Origin of the sequence: Paenibacillus castaneae (genome assembly GCF_002884445.1) — a bacterium.
In the GTDB taxonomy this organism is placed as follows: domain Bacteria; phylum Bacillota; class Bacilli; order Paenibacillales; family Paenibacillaceae; genus Pristimantibacillus; species Pristimantibacillus castaneae.
In genome coordinates, this window is the sequence record NZ_KZ614144.1 from 5,665,753 (window position 1) to 5,683,318 (window position 17,566).

The following is a 17,566-nucleotide window of genomic DNA, read 5'->3' on the forward strand; positions in this document are numbered from 1 at the left end:
CCTTTAACGATGTAAGATGGGCTTTAAGTCTGTAACTACGTTTTGCAGCTGATTTGCACATTGCTCATACATTTGTTTGGCTTGTTTATTTTTGGTGGTTAAACCAAACAGCTCTAAATCTGCTTCACATTTCTTTAAAGTTGTGTACAAAGTAGCTTTTTTCTGAGGAGTCGGCACGATGATTTGGTCATCGAATAGATCGACGAATAATTGTTTATAAGAATCGACCTGACCGAGATATACATTTTCTACGGCGACACCCAGTTTTTCCAACTCCACATTTAGCCAATCCCGGTTTAATCCTATCGTCGCAAGAGGCTCATCCATTATTTCACCATCTAAAATAACGGCTTGCGGCTCTTGCTCGGGTGCTACTTTAATTCCATAATGACTTGGTGTCATCGGTTGATTCTCTCGCTTGAGCAATACATTAACTTGCCCGTTCGGTTCAATAAGCGCAAATTCAACATCCGCTACTCTAAAAACATCTTTACTTCGCAGCTCCTCCATTAAATCCTCATTCGTTAATCGTTCTTTCTTCAGATTGTCTTCTAATACTTTTCCATCTTTAATTAATACAGTTGCACTGCCGTCAATCAGATTTCTTGCTTTTTTGCTTTTCAGTTGCAGAAACTCAATAGCTAAAGAAATGGCTACCCACACCATTAAGGAAATCAGACCTAAATACCATTTAGTGTCGATTTCCAAGGAAATATATGCGGTTAAGCTACCGATCGTAATTCCCGTAATGTATTCGAACAGTGAAAGTTGAGAAATTTGCCGTTTCCCTAACAGTTTCGTCATGCCAAACAGAACAACCACGGAGAACAAGGTTCGTAACACAACCTCAAGCCATTCGGGCACATTGACACCCTCCTTCAAAAAGAAATTCTCAACAAATCTGCACATGAAGATTATGCGTCAAAATCAAGCTGCTAAACCTGATAATCGTTTCCCTCAAAAGGGATGATCATGGAAATATGGTTGCTTGTTGGAGAAGTTAATCGCGTTTGTGCATATTTACTTCCGATTAGTGATAAATTACCTCTTGTACTACATAAGTGGAGGAGGTGAAATACATGACAGTTGCATCTCAAGTTAAAACCTGTGTCGCTTCATTGAAGGGTGCGCAAGCAAGTCTTGAGCAATTTGCATTAGAAACAGAAAACCAAGAAGCAAAAACACTTTTCACAAATGCTGCACAGCAAACCATGCAAGTGCTTCAACAAGTGGAAAGCCGGGTTCAAGAGCTAGAAACTGAAGAACCTCAATATAAAGGCTTTTAATTATAAAACAGCCATGCGGGGCTTAGCCCTGCATGGCTGTTTTAACTTTTTATACAATAGACTTTGACCTGGCCCTTCCGCCTCGAAGCGAAAGAAGGAAGCATAGAACTAATATGACAAAAGCCGATATATATGGAAAATTAATATCAAGATCGAATAGAACTCCCGCAACAATCGGTCCGACAATATTGCCAAGACTTGTATAAGCCGAATTCAAGCCTGCGATATAGCCTTGCTGACCCCCAGCCATCTTTGACATCTGCGTTCCCAGTGCCGGACGCAATATATCGACTGCCAAAAAAACAATAAACGTAACGACGAATATCATCCAATATTTATTAACAAATAGGGTTATTAATATGAACAGCCCTGCAATAATCAAGCAATAAGAAATAACCTTTTTCTCCCCAAAACGGTTTAACAGCCAGCCGAATATGGTTACTTGCACAACAGCGCCGGCTATTGAGCCAAATGTAATAATTAAGGCAATATCTTTAGGTGTAAACTGGAATTTATGATCGACAAATAGACTAAAGACCGTCTCATAATTGGCTAATCCGAATGATGCGACAAATACAATGATCAAGCTCAAAAAATAAGGCTCTCGATAGGACTGAAATAATTGAGCGATAATACTTTGTTTCTTGGCTGGAATAACTTCGCTTCCAATGCGAGCTGCCGTCTTTGGCGATTCAGGCAAAATAAGTAAGGTGATCAGGGCAGCAATAGCCCCAGCTGTCGCCGCTGCATAGAAAGGCACCCGTATGCCGTATTCTGCGATAAATCCTCCGATCCCTGGACCTATAATAAAACCGGTCGTGATTGCTGCATTAATATATCCCATCCCTGTAGCTCGTTCTTCAATGGAGGTAACATCGGCTGTATAAGCCATTATGGAAGGCATAATGAATGCCGCGCCAATTCCGCCCAGCATCCTGGATGCGAACAGAAGCATAGGCGCACTAGCGAGTCCGAATAACAATTCCGAGACAGCAAATATGATCATGCCTATAACAATCATTTTTTTCCGTCCAATGGAATCGCTTAAGCGGCCTGCTACGGGTGAGAAAAGAAGCTGTGTTAATGAAAAAGCGGCCACCAACAAACCAACAATGCTTCCGTTAATATGAAGCTCATTCATATACGTGGGCATAATGGGAATAATAAGCCCTATACCTGTAAAAACGAGAAATATGTTGAGCATGAGGAGCAATATGGCGCCTCTTCTTCGAAGTAGTAATGACATGATGAATGCTCCTTAATTTGCAAATATACGGAATGATCGTTGCTCCACTATCTTGCCTGAATTAGCCGTTATCAATACTCTTGTAGTATTTCCCGATAACATCCAGTATCAGCGGTGAGTGATCATGCGGTTTCTTCCTCTCTTTTTTTGTTTTCATAGACTGCGGCTATAAGAAAAACCCATCGGTAGTTCGATGGGTTTTAGGATAGCGGATGATCACTGCACACCTGGCTTCAGCTGCAAAGCAAGCCCTATTTGCTCATTATTCCAGCTTCCACTTACCGTTGCAAGCTCTTTTGTCCATTCGATCTGCGGCTTGAAGCTCTCAAGCCCTTCTCCTATGCAAAGAGAGAAAAGAAATGCAGCTTCATTCAGCTTTTGAAAATCAATGACCCTCTTCTCACCAGTATGAAGGACAAGATCGATGCCAAGCACGTTATCTACCTTAGTAACTTCCCAGCTCCAGTCCCTTGATGCAGTACCAGCAGCTTGATCATCAAATGCAGTAAACCAAGTGCGCAGTGACACTAACGTCTCGCCAATTCGCAGGATTACACTGTCCTTTTCCACAACCGGACTAACATGCTCCAAAGCACCGCCTATTTCTAGACGAAATCTGAAATCGGACACCTCGATAGATCCATCGATCATATCCAAATTCGGGTGAGTATCGCCGCCATTGACAACAAAATTCATACCAAATAGTACGTGGTTCGCCCGCTGCTCCCCATGAAAAACAGCCGAACAGTAATCATAACCATCATGCAAAGCACGCAGATGTAGGTAAGTCGCCTTGCCGCCATTATCCACATATGCAAGCAAAGTCCGTGTCTGATTCCACATGATCTCCTTTTTGAAGCTGCCGAGCGAATAGGTCGGCGTCATATAAGTCGTCGCCCATTTCTCAGTTCCGCTGCCGTTCACCCCATAGCATTCTTTTACCGTCTGCTGAACGGGGGTAAGAAACTGTTCTATATATTGCTCTGGACAGGCAACACCGCACTTATACCAACCTTCATCATAAGGAAGCTCATCCTCCTGATAAAAGGCCAGCTTTCCTCCTGTTGCGAATTGCAGGAACGCTTCACTTAGCGGTGTAAGCAGCGTTTTGTAACAGCGGCTGTGAGGACCCGACCACTGTCGTGTACCCGTATGAAAATGGTCTGCTACGCTTTTCCATGCAATATCCAGCAGGTCGTTCCCGAGCAGCTTCGCCTCAGCATTATTCGTTTCTGTTACAATAGCGGACAGCTCCAAAATAGCGACCTGCGTGTACGTCGGACTATTATATTCTAGAAACGCCTGTCTAGGCAGTGTATAGTTGTGCAGCTTTCCCAGTCGTTCAAATCCGTATTTTGCATAATCCTCCCGCTCGAATAATTCACCAGCGATGAGTGTAACGAATGCGCCCATAATCGCAATATTCGTGTAATTGGGCCCTACATTCCGTATAATAATCGCATCACAAGCATTGTAGATTGCTTGCTGTACCGACTGCCTCAGCTTCTCTGGCAATCTAGCAGAATGCCTTGAAACGATCAGTACGAGAAGCTTGCCGCAAAAGTCAGCCCAGTTCCAATCGGGAGGCGACATCTGATCGAGCGGCTCCTCATAAAACCAAGACCAGATACCGAACGTACTGCGGCTGCGATCCGTATCCTGTAGAGAAATAACCTGCTCAATAATATCGAAGGCGCGCTGCTCATAGTGCGCTTCCTCCGTATCTAGCAAACCAAGTGCATACACGAGAGAATTGCGAGTTGAGTGAATAAAATCAGCTTGTTTGATCGTTGTATGATAACCGGGACTGCTGAACGGCGACTTCAAGAGGTGATTTTCCGAATTGTACTGTGATTCTCGTGAATCGATCTGTTTAATCAGCTTTTGTCTGTTATTAAAAGGATTATCGGAATAGTACGCCATGTTTATTTCATCCCTCGCTTGTATTCAATTTGAATTGTGTCAACAGCTGTAGAGTCAATCCTTGCCCATATAGCGTCGGATAGATCTTAATTTGATTATACGCATCCACAGATGGCATAATTGGTGTTCCGCCTGATACTCCAGCCACTTCACCAGCTGGATCGATTAAAGAAAGCACTCCGGCCAGTGTTCGCTCAGCCGGCTCCATGAACGAAGTATCGAGTAGTCCCGCATCGATTCCTCTAAGAAAGCCGCATGCGATTCCGGCACTTGCAGATGTTTCTTTATACGTATCGACGCGATCCAGCACGGTATGCCACAGCCCATCTACTGCCTGACAAGAGCGAAGTGCATCAGCAAGCGTGCGATAGCGTTCATTAAGCTCTGCTGGGATGGCAGATAATTCACTGATTTCCGTCATAATCTCAGGTATGCTCATAACGATCCAAGCATTTGCCCGTGCCCAATGAACCGCTGACAAATGGTTGCCTGCTTCACAGTTCCAGCCGTGATATAACAACCCCGTATTTGTATCCTGCAGCAGCTGCAAGTGCAGCATTGTCTGCTCCAAAGCCTCTTCTGCCAATTGCTTGTCGCCTTTCAATTTGGCCAGACGTGCTAGAAAAAGCACCGCCATAAACACCGTATCCGCCCAAACCTGTTCGCGGAATTCAACAGCCTCCGTAACGGTATGCTCGAATGCCCGCTCGCGAGTGCGCGGCGCTTCATTCAGCATCCATTTTGCAATTTCCTGCGATTTGGCTAGCAACCATTCCTGCCCTGTACGACGATACAAAGAAGGAAATACGGCATAAGGTGCCATTGCATTAATTACTTTCTGGTCGTCGGCCTTCTGCTTATTCCGCTCTACCCATGTTTGTACGTAATGAATGACTTCCTCTTGCCCTGTCTTCTCTCCGTAATCTAGAATCGAAATGACACCAACACCAGGAACCCAGTCCCAATGATTAATATCCATGCCCCAATTGCCCCGATGATCGCCGGTCATGCAGCTGTAGATTCTGCTCATCGCATCTGTCATTTGTGTCGTCATATCAATCCTCCTCCGAAATTTGATCAAGGTCAATTACGCCAATCCATAAGTGATGATCCTCATCTGCGAAAGTAAACGACAGCTTTTTGCTGTCAGGACTAAACATCGGGTGCGGATGTCCGGGATGATCTCGCCATAGAGGCTGCTCACACAGCAGCTTAGAGACTCGTGTTTCCAAATCGATCAAGACGATTTTGCTTACTTGCATGCCCTCTTCAAACGTATCTGCAACTGCAAAGCGTCCATCTGGGCTAGGTGCTACATGCCAGTACCTGTAGTCGCCATTAATAAGCTCCCACTCTTTTCCCCATTTCTCAACCCGATAGACTCCTGTCGGTTTAAGCGGGCTTTGCGGATATTTAACAAAATACAAATGCTCTCCGTCTGCCGCCCACATCTCATGCCCGACATACTCTACATGCTCACCCGTGTCCAGCCGCTGCTGGGGAAACACATTGCGTATCTCACTTGTCGTTGTATCTGCGACATAAATGCGATCTGCGATATGCTCCGTATTGCCCTCATGAGCAAAAAATACGAGGTGATCATATTGAGGATTGATCATCGAATGATTCGCAATAGGATATGGCTCTTGAAAGCCCGGTGCAGCTACCTCCGTGACCGCCCCCGTGTCGACCTGAACAGTCCCAATCACCCAATCGTCACCGCGATTCCAATAAACTCCAAGAACTCTCCCGTCGTTATTGATGGAGAGCGGACCATACAGCTGAGTCCCAGGCTCCAAGCTGCAAACGGTACGACACAACTGCGTATGCAGGTTATATTCATAAATGGTTGATCCGACATAATAATAGAAAAGATCATTTGCTGATATGATGCCGCATCCCCAGCTCAAGTCTTCCAACAACGTCTCCATCGCACCAGTCTCTGTATCAAAGCGCACATAACGTCCCATTTTGTTCTCATCAATATCCGTGCAAAGCAGAATATGGCGGCTGTCTGCCAACCAGGTTTGAGCTGTAAAATAGTTCTGACCGGTATCCACACCGGGATTTCCAACAGCCTGAATTTCCATATTCGTTAAAGGGTCCTTCAATTTGCGAATAAGCATGCTGCGCTCTTCCTCTCCTCTATAGGACTGAACTGACTTCCTCATCTTGCTCTCCCCGTGACCGCTCTCTGAATTCCGTAGGTGTTAATCCCGTTATCTTCTTAAAAATCCTTACAAAGCTATTCACATTCGTATAACCCACACTCTCCGCAATATCGCGAATTTTCTCTTCCGTATCCTTTAGCAGCTGTTTGGCCTTGTTCATGCGCGTCTCCATCAAATAATCAATGAAATTGCATTCCTTCTGTTCTTTGAACAGCTTGCTGAGATGGGACACACTCAGATGAAACTCGCTTGCAAGCAGGTTGAGTGATAAGTCGCTGCGCATATAATGCTTTTGAATATAAACCATCACGTTGTCAATGACATCATTTCGTTCCCTGCTGCTGCGTTTTTCCTTAATCCGTTCGATGAAGCTTGAAAGTGATTGGATCGTAAATGCCTCAAGATGGTGCAACTGCTCATACTGGTTCAGCATCTCAACCATGTACTGCTCTGGAAAACTCCCTTCCGGATCGACGCCAATCTCTACAGCTGCTGTTGCCGCCTTCATCAGGCATTGCACAATTAGCTGCATAATCATTTCCGGCGGCACAACATGCTCGGCGAAAGAATCGAACCATCTGTGCACCTGCAGCTTCATTTTATCCGCATCTGATGCCTTGACCGAAGCAACGATCCCATCAGTCATCGCGAATAACCGATAAAATTGCGGGGATTGATCGCTGAATACATCCTCTTTCGTAATAATCGAATTGCTGCCCATTACGAGTTTATAGCTTAGTGCCTCTAGTGATTGCTTATAGGAGTGATGAATATCGTTGACCGTCTCAACAATATCTCCAATACCAATCGTAATCGTACGGTTAAAGTATTCCTGAACGAAATCCTTCATTAAATCCGCGACGGCCATCGCCCGCATCATAAGGCGCTCCGACTCATCGCCATCACCAAAGCTCATAATGACCGCACACTTGCCGATGCTCAGCTCCACTGCGATTCCGCGGCTCTCTGCATTCATCAATTCCTCAGCAACATTGCAGAGCGCATAAGCATACAGCTGCAAATCCCGAGGTGATGCAATTTCATGCTTATTGTCAAATTCAATGCTCATCACGACAAAATGATCCGGATACAAACTAATGCCGAGCATGTCCATATATGGCTGTAGCACCGCGATATTTTTACGTTTCTCAGAAAGCAATTCAGTCAGCAGCTGCCATTTGATAAGCGGCTTGCTTTCAAGCACCTGCTTATGCAGATCTTCCCGGTCTTGCAAAATATGCTGTACCGTAGACTCAAAATACTGGAATTCATCTGTATACTTGCGTGTTGCCGCTTCCTTCGAGTGAATCGTCAAATGCCGCGTCATCACTTGTATAAAACGATTGACCGGCTTGAAAATCCAGCGTCCTACCATCGCTGCCGATGCTGTCGCCACCACAAACAATACGATTGCAAGGATTAGCAGTCCATTGCGAATGGCATACAGCGGCTTCATAAATTGTGCCTCTGGCACAACCCGCACAATATTCCAGCCCGTATATTCTGATTTCACATAAAAAACGGAGCTTGCCGTCTGTTCAACCTCCTCGGAGAAATGACCGCTCGCTCCCTGAGCATTTAAAATTTGGTTAATGTACGGAAATTCGCTAATATCCTTGCCTAGCTTGGTCTGGTCTGCATGCAGCACCACGACGCCTTCACTATCGATAATGAAGGTCTGGCCTTTATCCATAGCTGCCGTATTTTGAATCAAGCCGTACAGCTGATCCTCCTTAATATTTACAGCCATCGCACCTTCACGCGTACCAGGAGAATGAATAAGCGGATATGAGCGTACGAGTGTGATAACATTGCGGTATACTGGATATTGCGAGTGATTAAGCTGTACTTTGCGAGTCGACATCCAGTTGAAATACCCCTCATACTGCTGAAACTCAGGAATCCATGAGAAATCCATCTTATAGTCCTGTTCAGTCAACACATTTCCTGAAACGAGCCGCTGCTTGTCGTACGCGTATAGATCGATCGAGAATATATAATCGATACTATTGATTGCATTCGTAATGAGAGTGGATACGCGAAAAGAATTGTTCTGCGCTTCCTGCTCGGTCAGCTCATTATTGAAAAATCGCCCTACCTCATACGCCTTCAACAGTTGAATTGCTGATTTATCAATATGCTTAAGCGACAATTCCAGCTTATGGTCCATCTGTCCGAGCAGCTCCATGTTCGTACTGGTTAACTGCCCCTCCAATTGTCGATTGAATACGGAATACGTTAAAAAGGCAGAAGAAAATACGAGGAAGAATAGCAGCGTCGATAGGATTGTAACCGCTTTAGTTAGTCGCCGATTTTGTACGAGCTTCATTTCTGTTCCTCCTCAGTATCTTCTTCAAGAACCAACGCTTAAAGTTTAAAAGCTGGATTTATTGTCTTCATACCACTTCTGTGCAATCTCTTCTGCTTTTTCACCGCCCAGACGTTTCCACTCCTTGCGAATTTCGTCCAATGCCCACTGTCCTGTATATTTCGCTCCTTGTGTGACTGCATTAGCGCGTGTTTCCTTAATAAAGGTATCCAGTGTTGAACGAATTTCATTGATTTCATCGAAGCTTGGTTGATAAGGAATATCACGTCGAAACTCATTCTTCAGTACAATATCGAGCGATGCCATATCAAGCTTAGCAACGCGCTGTGAAAGATCATCACTGGCCGCTTGAACGAGCAAATTCTCAGCTTTAAAACCGCTCTCATCACGCAATACAGCATATTCACCTGCAAAAATCACTTCTTTAGTAAATTTATCCGGATCCAGACGCTTCGCCACGTCACCAACCATTTCATGATGCACACCTGCCTCACCATTCACGAGCGTGAACCAGCCCTTCTCCAAAATCCAATCCAAATATTCCATTGCGGCCTTCGGATTTTTCATATCCTTGTTGAAAGAGACATAAAAGAGCGGTGAAGCCTCCTGATACGTACCATATTTACCATGCGGAGTAGCGACTGCTTCCAGTGGCTCAGGCTTGGCGTTTGGCACATTAATGAGTAGATCTTTCGTTAAAATATCAGTATTACCAAGTCCCCATTGCCCCATATAAATGCCAGCCTTGCCGGTTGTCCACAGCTGCGTCGCACGCTGATTGTTGCTATCTGTTAAATATTCACGATCGACCAGTCCCAAATCGTACAGCTGCTTCTCTAGGGCAATCGCTTCACCGAAACGATCTAGCGTCGCGCCATACACCATCTTCCCATCTTCCACATACCATTGATTGTTCATTGCGGCATAGAGAGCAGAATAAATATCAAATGTTGTATGGCCAACAATTGGCGTGCTGTCTGGATAACGCTCTTTCATCGCTTTTGCAACAGCAACTAGCTCCTCCACTGTCGTCGGCCTTTCAAGCTTCAATTCATCCAGCCAATCCTGTCTTATCCACATGCCGTGATTTACAATACCTGTAATCGCACGTTTCGTCACAGCTGCATAGACTTCACCATTGAAAGTAATATAAGGCAGCAAATCCGGATTGTCTTCCAAATATTTTTTGTAAGTCGTGCTGTATTTCTCTATATATTCCCCAATCGGTTGGATAACCCCTTGGGTAACCAATTTACCAATATAGGTTCGATCATACTCCCATATCAGGTCCGGAGCTTGTTTCGATGCAATCAATACGTTAAGCGTATCCTGCGCTTGGTTGCGCGGTACTGGAACGATCGATACATCAATACCCGATTGCTCGCGAATCCATTTCACCCAGCGGTTGTCCTCATAGGTGCCCTCATCGCTGGATACTTGACCCCTATCAAATGTGGAAATACTAACTTTCTTCGGTAATCCATCATAAGGGTCCTTTTCTCCGCTTGGGGACTCATTTGTCGGCTTGTTCGTAGCCTCGTTTGTGTTCTTCACAGAGCCATTGTTTCCACCACTGTTGGAACACGCCGTTGCCAAGAACGCCATGATCATGACCAACAAAAATAGCATTTTCCCTTTTTGTATTCTATTTCGCTTCATACTTGACCTCCTAAAAAAATTAATTTTTATATCGAAACGCGCATGTTAAGCGCACTTGATATTCAGTTCATTTCATTCCATTCGGCAGCTAACCTTTAATGGAGCCTAGCAGCACGCCTTTAATAAAATGCTTTTGCAGAAATGGATACACACATAATATCGGCACAATAGCGAACACAACTGCTGCTGCCCGAATGCCTTCCGGCGTAATCGAAATCTGCGAGACACCTTCCCCGCTTCCACGCAGCAGTTCTGGACTTACCAAATCAATCATCTGATACAATTTCACCATCAATGACACCTTATCTGTACTGCGAATATAGATTAGGACATTCATATAGGAGTTCCACCAGCCCACTGCATAAAACAGTGTCAATGCCGCGATGACCGGTTTCGATAGCGGCAAAATAATTCGCCATAAAACAGTGAAATCACCAGCACCGTCAATTGCAGCCGATTCTTCCAGCTCATCAGGCAGCCCTTCCAGGAATGTTTTCATAACGAACATATTGTAAGCGCTTATAAGAGCTGGAAGCCAAAGTGACCAATACGTATTTGTCAGTCCAATGCTATTGATAAGCAGAAAATTAGGAATCAATCCGCCGCTGAACAGCATCGTAAATAAAATAGCCATCAGCATGAAATTTCTGCCCTTCAATCTTGCTTTAGAGAGTGGATATGCGGCAATGATCGTAAAAAACATATTCAACGCCGTTCCAATTACCGTAATTACGACGGTGTTCTTCATTGCTATTATTAATTGGCCGTCTTTCAGCAGCTTTACATACGCTTCCATATTGAATTCAACCGGCCACATGAAGATTTCCGCAGCATTGATTGCCCTGCTGCTGCTAAATGATACTGCAATAACGTTAATGAACGGAAATAATGCCATGTAAGCGAGCAGTGCCAGCAAGATGTAATTAAACCAGCGAAAAAGTATCGATGAAACGGTTTGTTTTCCAAGCTTCAGAATGCATCACTCCTTTCGTCCCTTACCATAATCCTCGTTCTCCCAGCGCTTTTATAATTCGATTCACTGACACGATGAGGATTAGGGCGATTAGTGATTGGAACAAACCTAATGCGGTAGTGTAGCTGTATTGCAAGTTCACAATCCCCCTTGTATACACGAAGGTACTGATAACCTCGGCCACGCTCGTTACAGCAGGATTCCGCAGTGCATATACCTGTTCGAAACCAACATCCATCATTTTACCGACTTGCAAAATAAGAAGAATCGCAATTGTACTGCGAATGCCTGGCAGTGTAACATGCCAGATTTGTTTTATTTTATTGGCACCGTCAATTTTGGCTGCTTCATACAACGTCGGATCAATGGATGCCATCGCTGCCAAATAAAGAATTGTTCCAAATCCTGCTTCTTTCCAAATACCGGATACGATGAACGTCACCGGCCACCACAGCTTATCGGCCATAAAATAAATCGGATCGATCCCAATCGCCTTCAGTAAATAATTCACTATTCCTGTAGATGGCGATAACAATGCAATAATGATGCTGCCAAGGACAATCCACGAAATAAAATGCGGAATGTACAGCAAGTTTTGCAAAGTCCGTTTGTACCATTCGACCCTTACCTCATTAAGCATGATCGCGAGCAAAATTGGGGCAGGAAAAGCAAAGAGCAAATGATAAAGGTTAAGCAGCAGTGTATTTTTTAATACAATATAAAATTCACGGCTTGCAAACAGCTTCTCGAACTGTTGAAATCCTACCCACGAGCTTCCCCAAATCCCATCGGACAATCGATAATTTTTGAACGCAATGATTTCTCCAGCCATCGGTGCGTATTTGAACAGTAATAAATAAATGGCTACAGGCACTAGAAGCATATAAAGAAATCGATTCCGAGTTAATTCCTTCCGCATGGACGTTACCCAGCTCGAGCCTGTTCCTGTCTTCGGCATGTCAGGCATTGGAGCCCGAGCCGCCGACTGCGAATGCTGTTTCAATGTAATCCCCCTTTCTTATGCAAGTTATAATTCAGTTCAGCAATGCCTTGCTAACCTAAAGTAACATGTTCGATACGTTTGCCGAAATCTCCACTTTTTGTGCTGCTACTCTTTCACTCTGAAAGTGTACCCTTCCATTTTTGTGACGCTATCCCTTTTCCATTCTGGGTACGCTGAAAACCGTGTAATGGCTTGAGATTTGGGGTTTTCAGTGTGTAAAGACGAAGTTATTGCGCCCAAAATAAGTAGGCTCAATCCGGATATTAGAGGAGGCAAGTGAGGCCTTGAACGGGGAGGGGAGATTTCTAAATTACCCTCCATACAAAAACAGGCTATTCCGTAAGGTCTGTAATGACCTGAAGGATAGCCCCGTTTTTATGGATAGTACAGTTTATTTAGCTTGTGCTTGCTTCATATATTGCTCGAAATCAGCAATGGTTGGATTGGATATATAATGGCCGCCCTCAACTTGAATGGTTTGTCCTGTAATGAATTTGGACTCGTCGGAAGCTAGGAAAAGCACCGTGTACCCAATATCATCGGCCTCGCCATGATAAGGAAGCGCATTGTACTTCTGGAATATATCCAGTACGGCAGCCGGCATATTATTTTTGGCTGCTGGAGTTAAGATAAGTCCCGGAGCGACACCATTGCAGCGAATATGATCTTTGCCATATTGTGCAGCAATGTATCTGGTCAGGTTAACGACAGCAGCTTTGGAAGCACCATAGGCGGAACGAAGTGAATCCCCTGCGAATGCTGACATGGATGCTGTATTAATGATCGATCCGCCCCCAGCCTTAATCATATGCGGAATAGCAAAGCGGCTGCCTAACAGCACACTCTTCGTATTCACATTCATAAGGCGGTCCCACTCATCCAAATCTATATTTACAACATCGAGATCTTTCTGCAGATTGGTTAGGCCAACGTTGTTGAATAATGTAGTAATTGTCCCGTACTGGGAAACGGTGAAATCAACAGCTTCTTTGATCGAGGACTCCTGCCCCGCATCCAAGAAAACACCAACCGCTTCTCCGCCTTCGTTATTAATCAGCGCTGCCGCTTCTTTAGCAGCAGCGACATTGAAATCGGCAATAACGACTTTTGCGCCTTCTTTGGCCAATAAAGTGGCTGAAGACAAACCAATGCCAGAAGCTCCTCCAGTTATTAACGCAACCTTGCCTTGTACTCTTCCCATTTTAATATCCCCTTTGGATGTCATTTTGAAATCTGTTTATACTTCAGGGTTTCGAAGATTTTTGAGCAGCTTCTCATGAATGATTAAATATTGCTGTTGCTCTTCCTCGCTTAACACTTGGAACAGCTCGACTCGCAGTTCCCGCCCTCTCTGCTGGGCTTCCTTTAGCACGTCTAAGCCCTTTTCCGTAATAGACAGGAGCACATTACGACGATCTTCCTCATTATATTTACGCTCTGCCAAGCTCAGCTTGATTAGACGATTAGCAATATTGGTCAATGCTCCCGGCGTATAACCCAGATGCTTGGCTAGTACTGTTTGTTTCTGAGGACCCTTGTGCTTTAATTCAGACAGAACAAGAATCGGTGAAATGCCAATGTTATGCTCGAAAGAATTCATCCATCGAATAATGACTTCATTGGTAAATAATTCAACCGTATGAATCAGTTTAAAAATATCGGTTTGTTCCAATTTGATCTCCTTAGCTTTTCATAATAAATATCATCGCAGCTGCATATGAGTCTTGGTTCACGTCTCCATTGAAGGCTAGTTTCTTCGATGTTAACAGCTCCTTTCGAAAACTATTTTATCACAATAAAGTTGATTAATAAACCTTTTAACATTAAAACATTTTTATTGACACGCCCGCTTAACGTGCGTATAATCACCGAGAAATGCTGGAGCAAGAAATTTATTTGAATTTCAAAAATTTCAAAGACATCCCCTCTATTTATACATCCACTCTGTTTCTCAAACATGCGGATTTCAATAAAGTGTCCTTTCTCATAGAAGAAGCTATCGAAAAGCTGTTAAAGAAAATTCAACGTCATCATGATGATTGGGGCGCTCTCAAGGACAGCACCCCTCCGAACGTACAGCTTGTGCATGACCATGTGCTTGTCCATACGGAGCTCGAGGTAGAGTGGCTGCGAAAGCTGCTAGCCTATGTGCGCAAATAGCGGTCAGTTCCCAATACAGAAATGGCGGCCGAATGGGTCGCCCTTTTCAATTTGAGGCAAGCATATTATAAACTCCATTATGAAATAATTTTTGTTTTCTTCGCATTCTCCATCGATTTCTTGATGATTCCACTCAGCGGACGCTTAAGGACCAGTGCCACAAACAAGCTCAGGCAAATAAACCCCACCAAAAACAAAATATCTCTAAGCGCCGTATCCCACAAAATTCCGCCTACTCCTTCTCTCAACAAGCTAATCGCATAAGTAAACGGCATGAATGGATTCAATGCTTGAAAGAACGGCGACGTCATGCTAATCGGAAATGTTCCGCCCGAGCTGGAAAACTGGAACACCATGAATATGATCGCAATTCCTTTTCCCACATTGCCAAATACAGAAAGAAGTGTGTAGGTGATGGTAACAAATACGGCGCTGATTAGCATTGCAAATAAAGCAAACTCTAATTTGTCTGCTACAAAAGCATGCAGAAGGTAGAAATCCCCCAGCGATATGCTTATCGCTTGAAGCAGCCCAATGGTCAAGAAAGTAGCTAATCTGCCCAAATACAGCTGATACGGTCTGTACATACCTCCCGGATTATCAGCCTCTGGTTTCAATAAAGAGATCAACAAAGTCGCTCCAACCCATAGAGATAATACACCATAAAACGGGGACATCGCCGATCCGTAATTCGGAAGAGGGTATATCCGATTTTGTTTAATCTGAACCGGGCTGGCTAGAAACTCGCTCTCCTTCTTAATATCTCCGCGCAGCAGCTTAGCTAAATCAGCGAAATGATTATTTTCTTCAACCTCTCTCAGCTTGTTAGCTGTTTGTCGAATAGCTTGCTGGAGCATCGGCAGGTCGTCACGTACGAGACCCGCGACCTTATGAACACCGGATTCAACCTCGGGAAGCTTATTGCGCACGAAATCGGCCAGCTTTGTGAGCTCTTCCTCTGTTCGAGGCAAGTCATTCTTGACGAATGCTGCCGCCTCATCCAGCTTCTTGCCGATTGCCGGAAGATTGTTCTGCAAGAAAGGTGCCGCTGCATTAATCGCCTTCGTGAATGCATCAGCCTTACTTTGCAGCGTTTGTGACAATTCATGCACCTTGGCGCGTATTTGAGGCAGCTCCTTTTGAATTTTGGCTAGCTCTGCTTGTCCGAGTTCCAGTCCGCTCTTTGTGTCCGCAAGAATCGCTTCGATATCCGGCAGCTTCCCTTTCGCCTCTTGCAGCTTGCTTGCAGATGCATCAGCAAGCGTCTTTAGCTTTTCGATTCCAGCTTTGAGACTAGGTATTATTTCGCTGTCATATCTGGAGAGAATACTGTTTAATGAAGCGCTCGTATTTTGCGCGAGCTTGTTTAAGCTTTCGACTACATCCTTCGCAGGTGTTTTCCCATTCTCTAAGCTAGCAGCAATCGTAGTAAGCATTTGGATTTGCCTGTTTAACTGATCGGAAATGGTCTGCAGCCGTTTGATCTCATCAGTCAATGCTTGTCCGGGGACATAGCTGTTCATTCGGCTAAGCAAAGATATCGTATTTCCAATTACTTTTGCAGCTGAGGATAGTCTATCCCGCACAGCAATTACCTCTTCTGCAGATGGCCAAGTATCTGGATCTGCCTGCAGAAGCCTCTCCGTTAGCAGCACAGTCAAATCCGCCGCTTGCTGCACTAGCGTCAGATTCTGCTTCACAAGCGGAACAATCGTCTCGAACGCTTCGCTATTTGCGGTAAGGAAATCGTTCAATTGATTGGCGAAGGCCGCGCCTTTATCGGCAATTTCAGCCATTCGCGTCAGAGCATTCTGAGCAGCTGTCACGATCTCAATGGCCTTTCCTGCTTTTTCTAATGCAAGATTAATGGTGTCCGAAATTTTATTGAAGCTTTGATCCAGCTCCTGGATTCGAGCAACAGCTTGCTGAATTTCTGGAAGCTTCTTCTGAATGACAACAATTTCCGATAGTGCGGTAGTGATTTTAGGCCAATTCTGCTGGATTTGCAGCACATATTGAGCAGCCTTATTGATTTCCGGGATATACTTCTCAACTTCAATTATAATTTGTGCCTTGTCATGAATTTCAGGAAGCTTCTTCTCCAGCTCCAGCACCTTCTGTCCAGCAGCCTGAATTTCTGGCAGTTTTCTATCCAGCTCAAAAATGCCTGCCTCAATCTTCCGGATAATCGGCAGTTGTCCTTCAATTTCAATACCGACCTCAGAGAGCTTCGTAAGCAGGGCTTCGCTGACAGCCTCTGTAAAGTTCTCATTAATCTGCTTGGTGAGCGAGGAGACGCCTGACGAAGTAACCTTAGGGGCGATGGCATTCACTTTTTCGTTGACCGTATAGATTACTTCAGGCCTGTCCAGCTTACCATCGATAATACCGGTAATGGTCGATGAGAAATCGGAAGGAATAAGGATACTCGCATAATAGGTTCCCCGCTCCACGCCTCTCTGAGCCTGTTCCCTATCTACAAATGTCCATCCAAGCTTCTTATTGTTCTTTAAGCTGTTAAGAAGCTCATCGCCAATATTAATATTTTTATCAGCAACAATCGTACCTTGATCCTCACTCGTGACCGCTATCTTGACACCTTCGGTATTGGCATATGGATCCCACACCGATTTGATATTCACCCAATCATATAGGCATGGGAGAATAATAATTCCAATAATTAAGAAAATTCCAGTCGGTACTTTTAAAATGTTCAACCAATCCGTTTTGTATATTTGCCATATTGAACGCATGCATTCACCACCAGCTGCTATAGAATGTTGATCTGTGCTGCGAAAGATTCTATTACCGTGATA

14 protein-coding genes are annotated in these 17,566 nt (G+C 44.4%); 2 read left to right on the forward strand and 12 right to left on the reverse strand.

The features are described 5' to 3' along the window. Positions 1-3: 3 nt before the first annotated feature. The gene (locus CEF13_RS25415) at positions 4-864 is read right to left on the reverse strand and encodes a DUF421 domain-containing protein (protein WP_102715162.1); all 861 of its coding nucleotides are present in this window, start codon (positions 862-864) and stop codon (positions 4-6) included. Between the two features lie 215 nt (positions 865-1,079). Between CEF13_RS25415 and CEF13_RS25420 the strand changes: the two genes are divergently transcribed. Then, positions 1,080-1,286, forward strand: coding sequence for a DUF1657 domain-containing protein (locus CEF13_RS25420; protein ID WP_102715164.1), 207 nt, complete (start codon positions 1,080-1,082; stop codon positions 1,284-1,286). Between the two features lie 49 nt (positions 1,287-1,335). Here CEF13_RS25420 and CEF13_RS25425 read toward each other — a convergent pair whose 3' ends face one another. The 10 genes from CEF13_RS25425 to CEF13_RS25470 form a co-directional block, all read right to left on the reverse strand. Then, positions 1,336-2,532: an MFS transporter gene (locus CEF13_RS25425; protein WP_102715166.1), complete on the reverse strand. Its 1,197-nt coding sequence runs from the start codon at positions 2,530-2,532 to the stop codon at positions 1,336-1,338. 216 nt (positions 2,533-2,748) lie between these two features. Further along, on the reverse strand, positions 2,749-4,455 hold the full coding sequence (locus CEF13_RS25430; protein WP_102715168.1) for a hypothetical protein: 1,707 nt from the start codon (positions 4,453-4,455) through the stop codon (positions 2,749-2,751). A gap of 7 nt (positions 4,456-4,462) precedes the next feature. Beyond that, the gene (locus tag CEF13_RS25435) at positions 4,463-5,509 is read right to left on the reverse strand and encodes a glycoside hydrolase family 88/105 protein (protein ID WP_243864768.1); all 1,047 of its coding nucleotides are present in this window, start codon (positions 5,507-5,509) and stop codon (positions 4,463-4,465) included. Between the two features lies 1 nt (position 5,510). Beyond that, positions 5,511-6,626 (reverse strand): TolB family protein, encoded by a 1,116-nt coding sequence (locus tag CEF13_RS25440; RefSeq protein WP_102715170.1) that lies wholly within the window; start codon positions 6,624-6,626, stop codon positions 5,511-5,513. Continuing rightward, positions 6,601-8,955 (reverse strand): helix-turn-helix domain-containing protein, encoded by a 2,355-nt coding sequence (locus CEF13_RS25445; protein WP_102715172.1) that lies wholly within the window; start codon positions 8,953-8,955, stop codon positions 6,601-6,603. Before CEF13_RS25445 ends, CEF13_RS25440 begins: the two co-directional genes overlap by 26 nt. A 45-nt stretch (positions 8,956-9,000) precedes the next feature. Then, the gene (locus CEF13_RS25450; protein WP_102715174.1) at positions 9,001-10,614 is read right to left on the reverse strand and encodes an extracellular solute-binding protein; all 1,614 of its coding nucleotides are present in this window, start codon (positions 10,612-10,614) and stop codon (positions 9,001-9,003) included. Between the two features lie 88 nt (positions 10,615-10,702). Continuing rightward, complete coding sequence (locus CEF13_RS25455; protein WP_244917128.1) at positions 10,703-11,530, reverse strand: carbohydrate ABC transporter permease; 828 nt, start codon at positions 11,528-11,530, stop codon at positions 10,703-10,705. Positions 11,531-11,609: 79 nt separating this feature from the next. After that, on the reverse strand, positions 11,610-12,590 hold the full coding sequence (locus tag CEF13_RS25460) for an ABC transporter permease (RefSeq protein ID WP_243864769.1): 981 nt from the start codon (positions 12,588-12,590) through the stop codon (positions 11,610-11,612). 391 nt (positions 12,591-12,981) lie between these two features. After that, entirely contained in the window at positions 12,982-13,791 is an 810-nt protein-coding gene (locus CEF13_RS25465) for an SDR family NAD(P)-dependent oxidoreductase (RefSeq protein ID WP_102715176.1), read from the reverse strand. Positions 13,792-13,827: 36 nt separating this feature from the next. Beyond that, positions 13,828-14,262 (reverse strand): MarR family winged helix-turn-helix transcriptional regulator, encoded by a 435-nt coding sequence (locus tag CEF13_RS25470; RefSeq protein WP_102715178.1) that lies wholly within the window; start codon positions 14,260-14,262, stop codon positions 13,828-13,830. Between the two features lie 224 nt (positions 14,263-14,486). On the opposite strand from CEF13_RS25470, the gene CEF13_RS25475 reads away from it, so the two are divergent. Continuing rightward, positions 14,487-14,750: a hypothetical protein gene (locus CEF13_RS25475; RefSeq protein WP_102715180.1), complete on the forward strand. Its 264-nt coding sequence runs from the start codon at positions 14,487-14,489 to the stop codon at positions 14,748-14,750. A 77-nt stretch (positions 14,751-14,827) separates the two neighbouring features. On the opposite strand, the gene CEF13_RS25480 is transcribed toward CEF13_RS25475, so the two are convergent. Then, entirely contained in the window at positions 14,828-17,503 is a 2,676-nt protein-coding gene (locus tag CEF13_RS25480; RefSeq protein WP_102715182.1) for a YhgE/Pip domain-containing protein, read from the reverse strand. Between the last annotated feature and the right edge of the window lie 63 nt (positions 17,504-17,566).

Bases quoted from the DNA above. Each gene is read 5' to 3' on its own strand.
- CEF13_RS25420 (WP_102715164.1), top strand. From the start codon at position 1,080: ATGACAGTTGCATCTCAAGTTAAAACCTGTGTCGCTTCATTGAAGGGT.
- CEF13_RS25425 (WP_102715166.1), bottom strand. From the start codon at position 2,532: ATGTCATTACTACTTCGAAGAAGAGGCGCCATATTGCTCCTCATGCTC.
- CEF13_RS25430 (WP_102715168.1), bottom strand. From the start codon at position 4,455: ATGGCGTACTATTCCGATAATCCTTTTAATAACAGACAAAAGCTGATT.
- CEF13_RS25435 (WP_243864768.1), bottom strand. From the start codon at position 5,509: ATGACGACACAAATGACAGATGCGATGAGCAGAATCTACAGCTGCATG.
- CEF13_RS25440 (WP_102715170.1), bottom strand. From the start codon at position 6,626: ATGAGGAAGTCAGTTCAGTCCTATAGAGGAGAGGAAGAGCGCAGCATG.
- CEF13_RS25445 (WP_102715172.1), bottom strand. From the start codon at position 8,955: ATGAAGCTCGTACAAAATCGGCGACTAACTAAAGCGGTTACAATCCTA.
- CEF13_RS25450 (WP_102715174.1), bottom strand. From the start codon at position 10,614: ATGAAGCGAAATAGAATACAAAAAGGGAAAATGCTATTTTTGTTGGTC.
- CEF13_RS25465 (WP_102715176.1), bottom strand. From the start codon at position 13,791: ATGGGAAGAGTACAAGGCAAGGTTGCGTTAATAACTGGAGGAGCTTCT.
- CEF13_RS25480 (WP_102715182.1), bottom strand. From the start codon at position 17,503: ATGCGTTCAATATGGCAAATATACAAAACGGATTGGTTGAACATTTTA.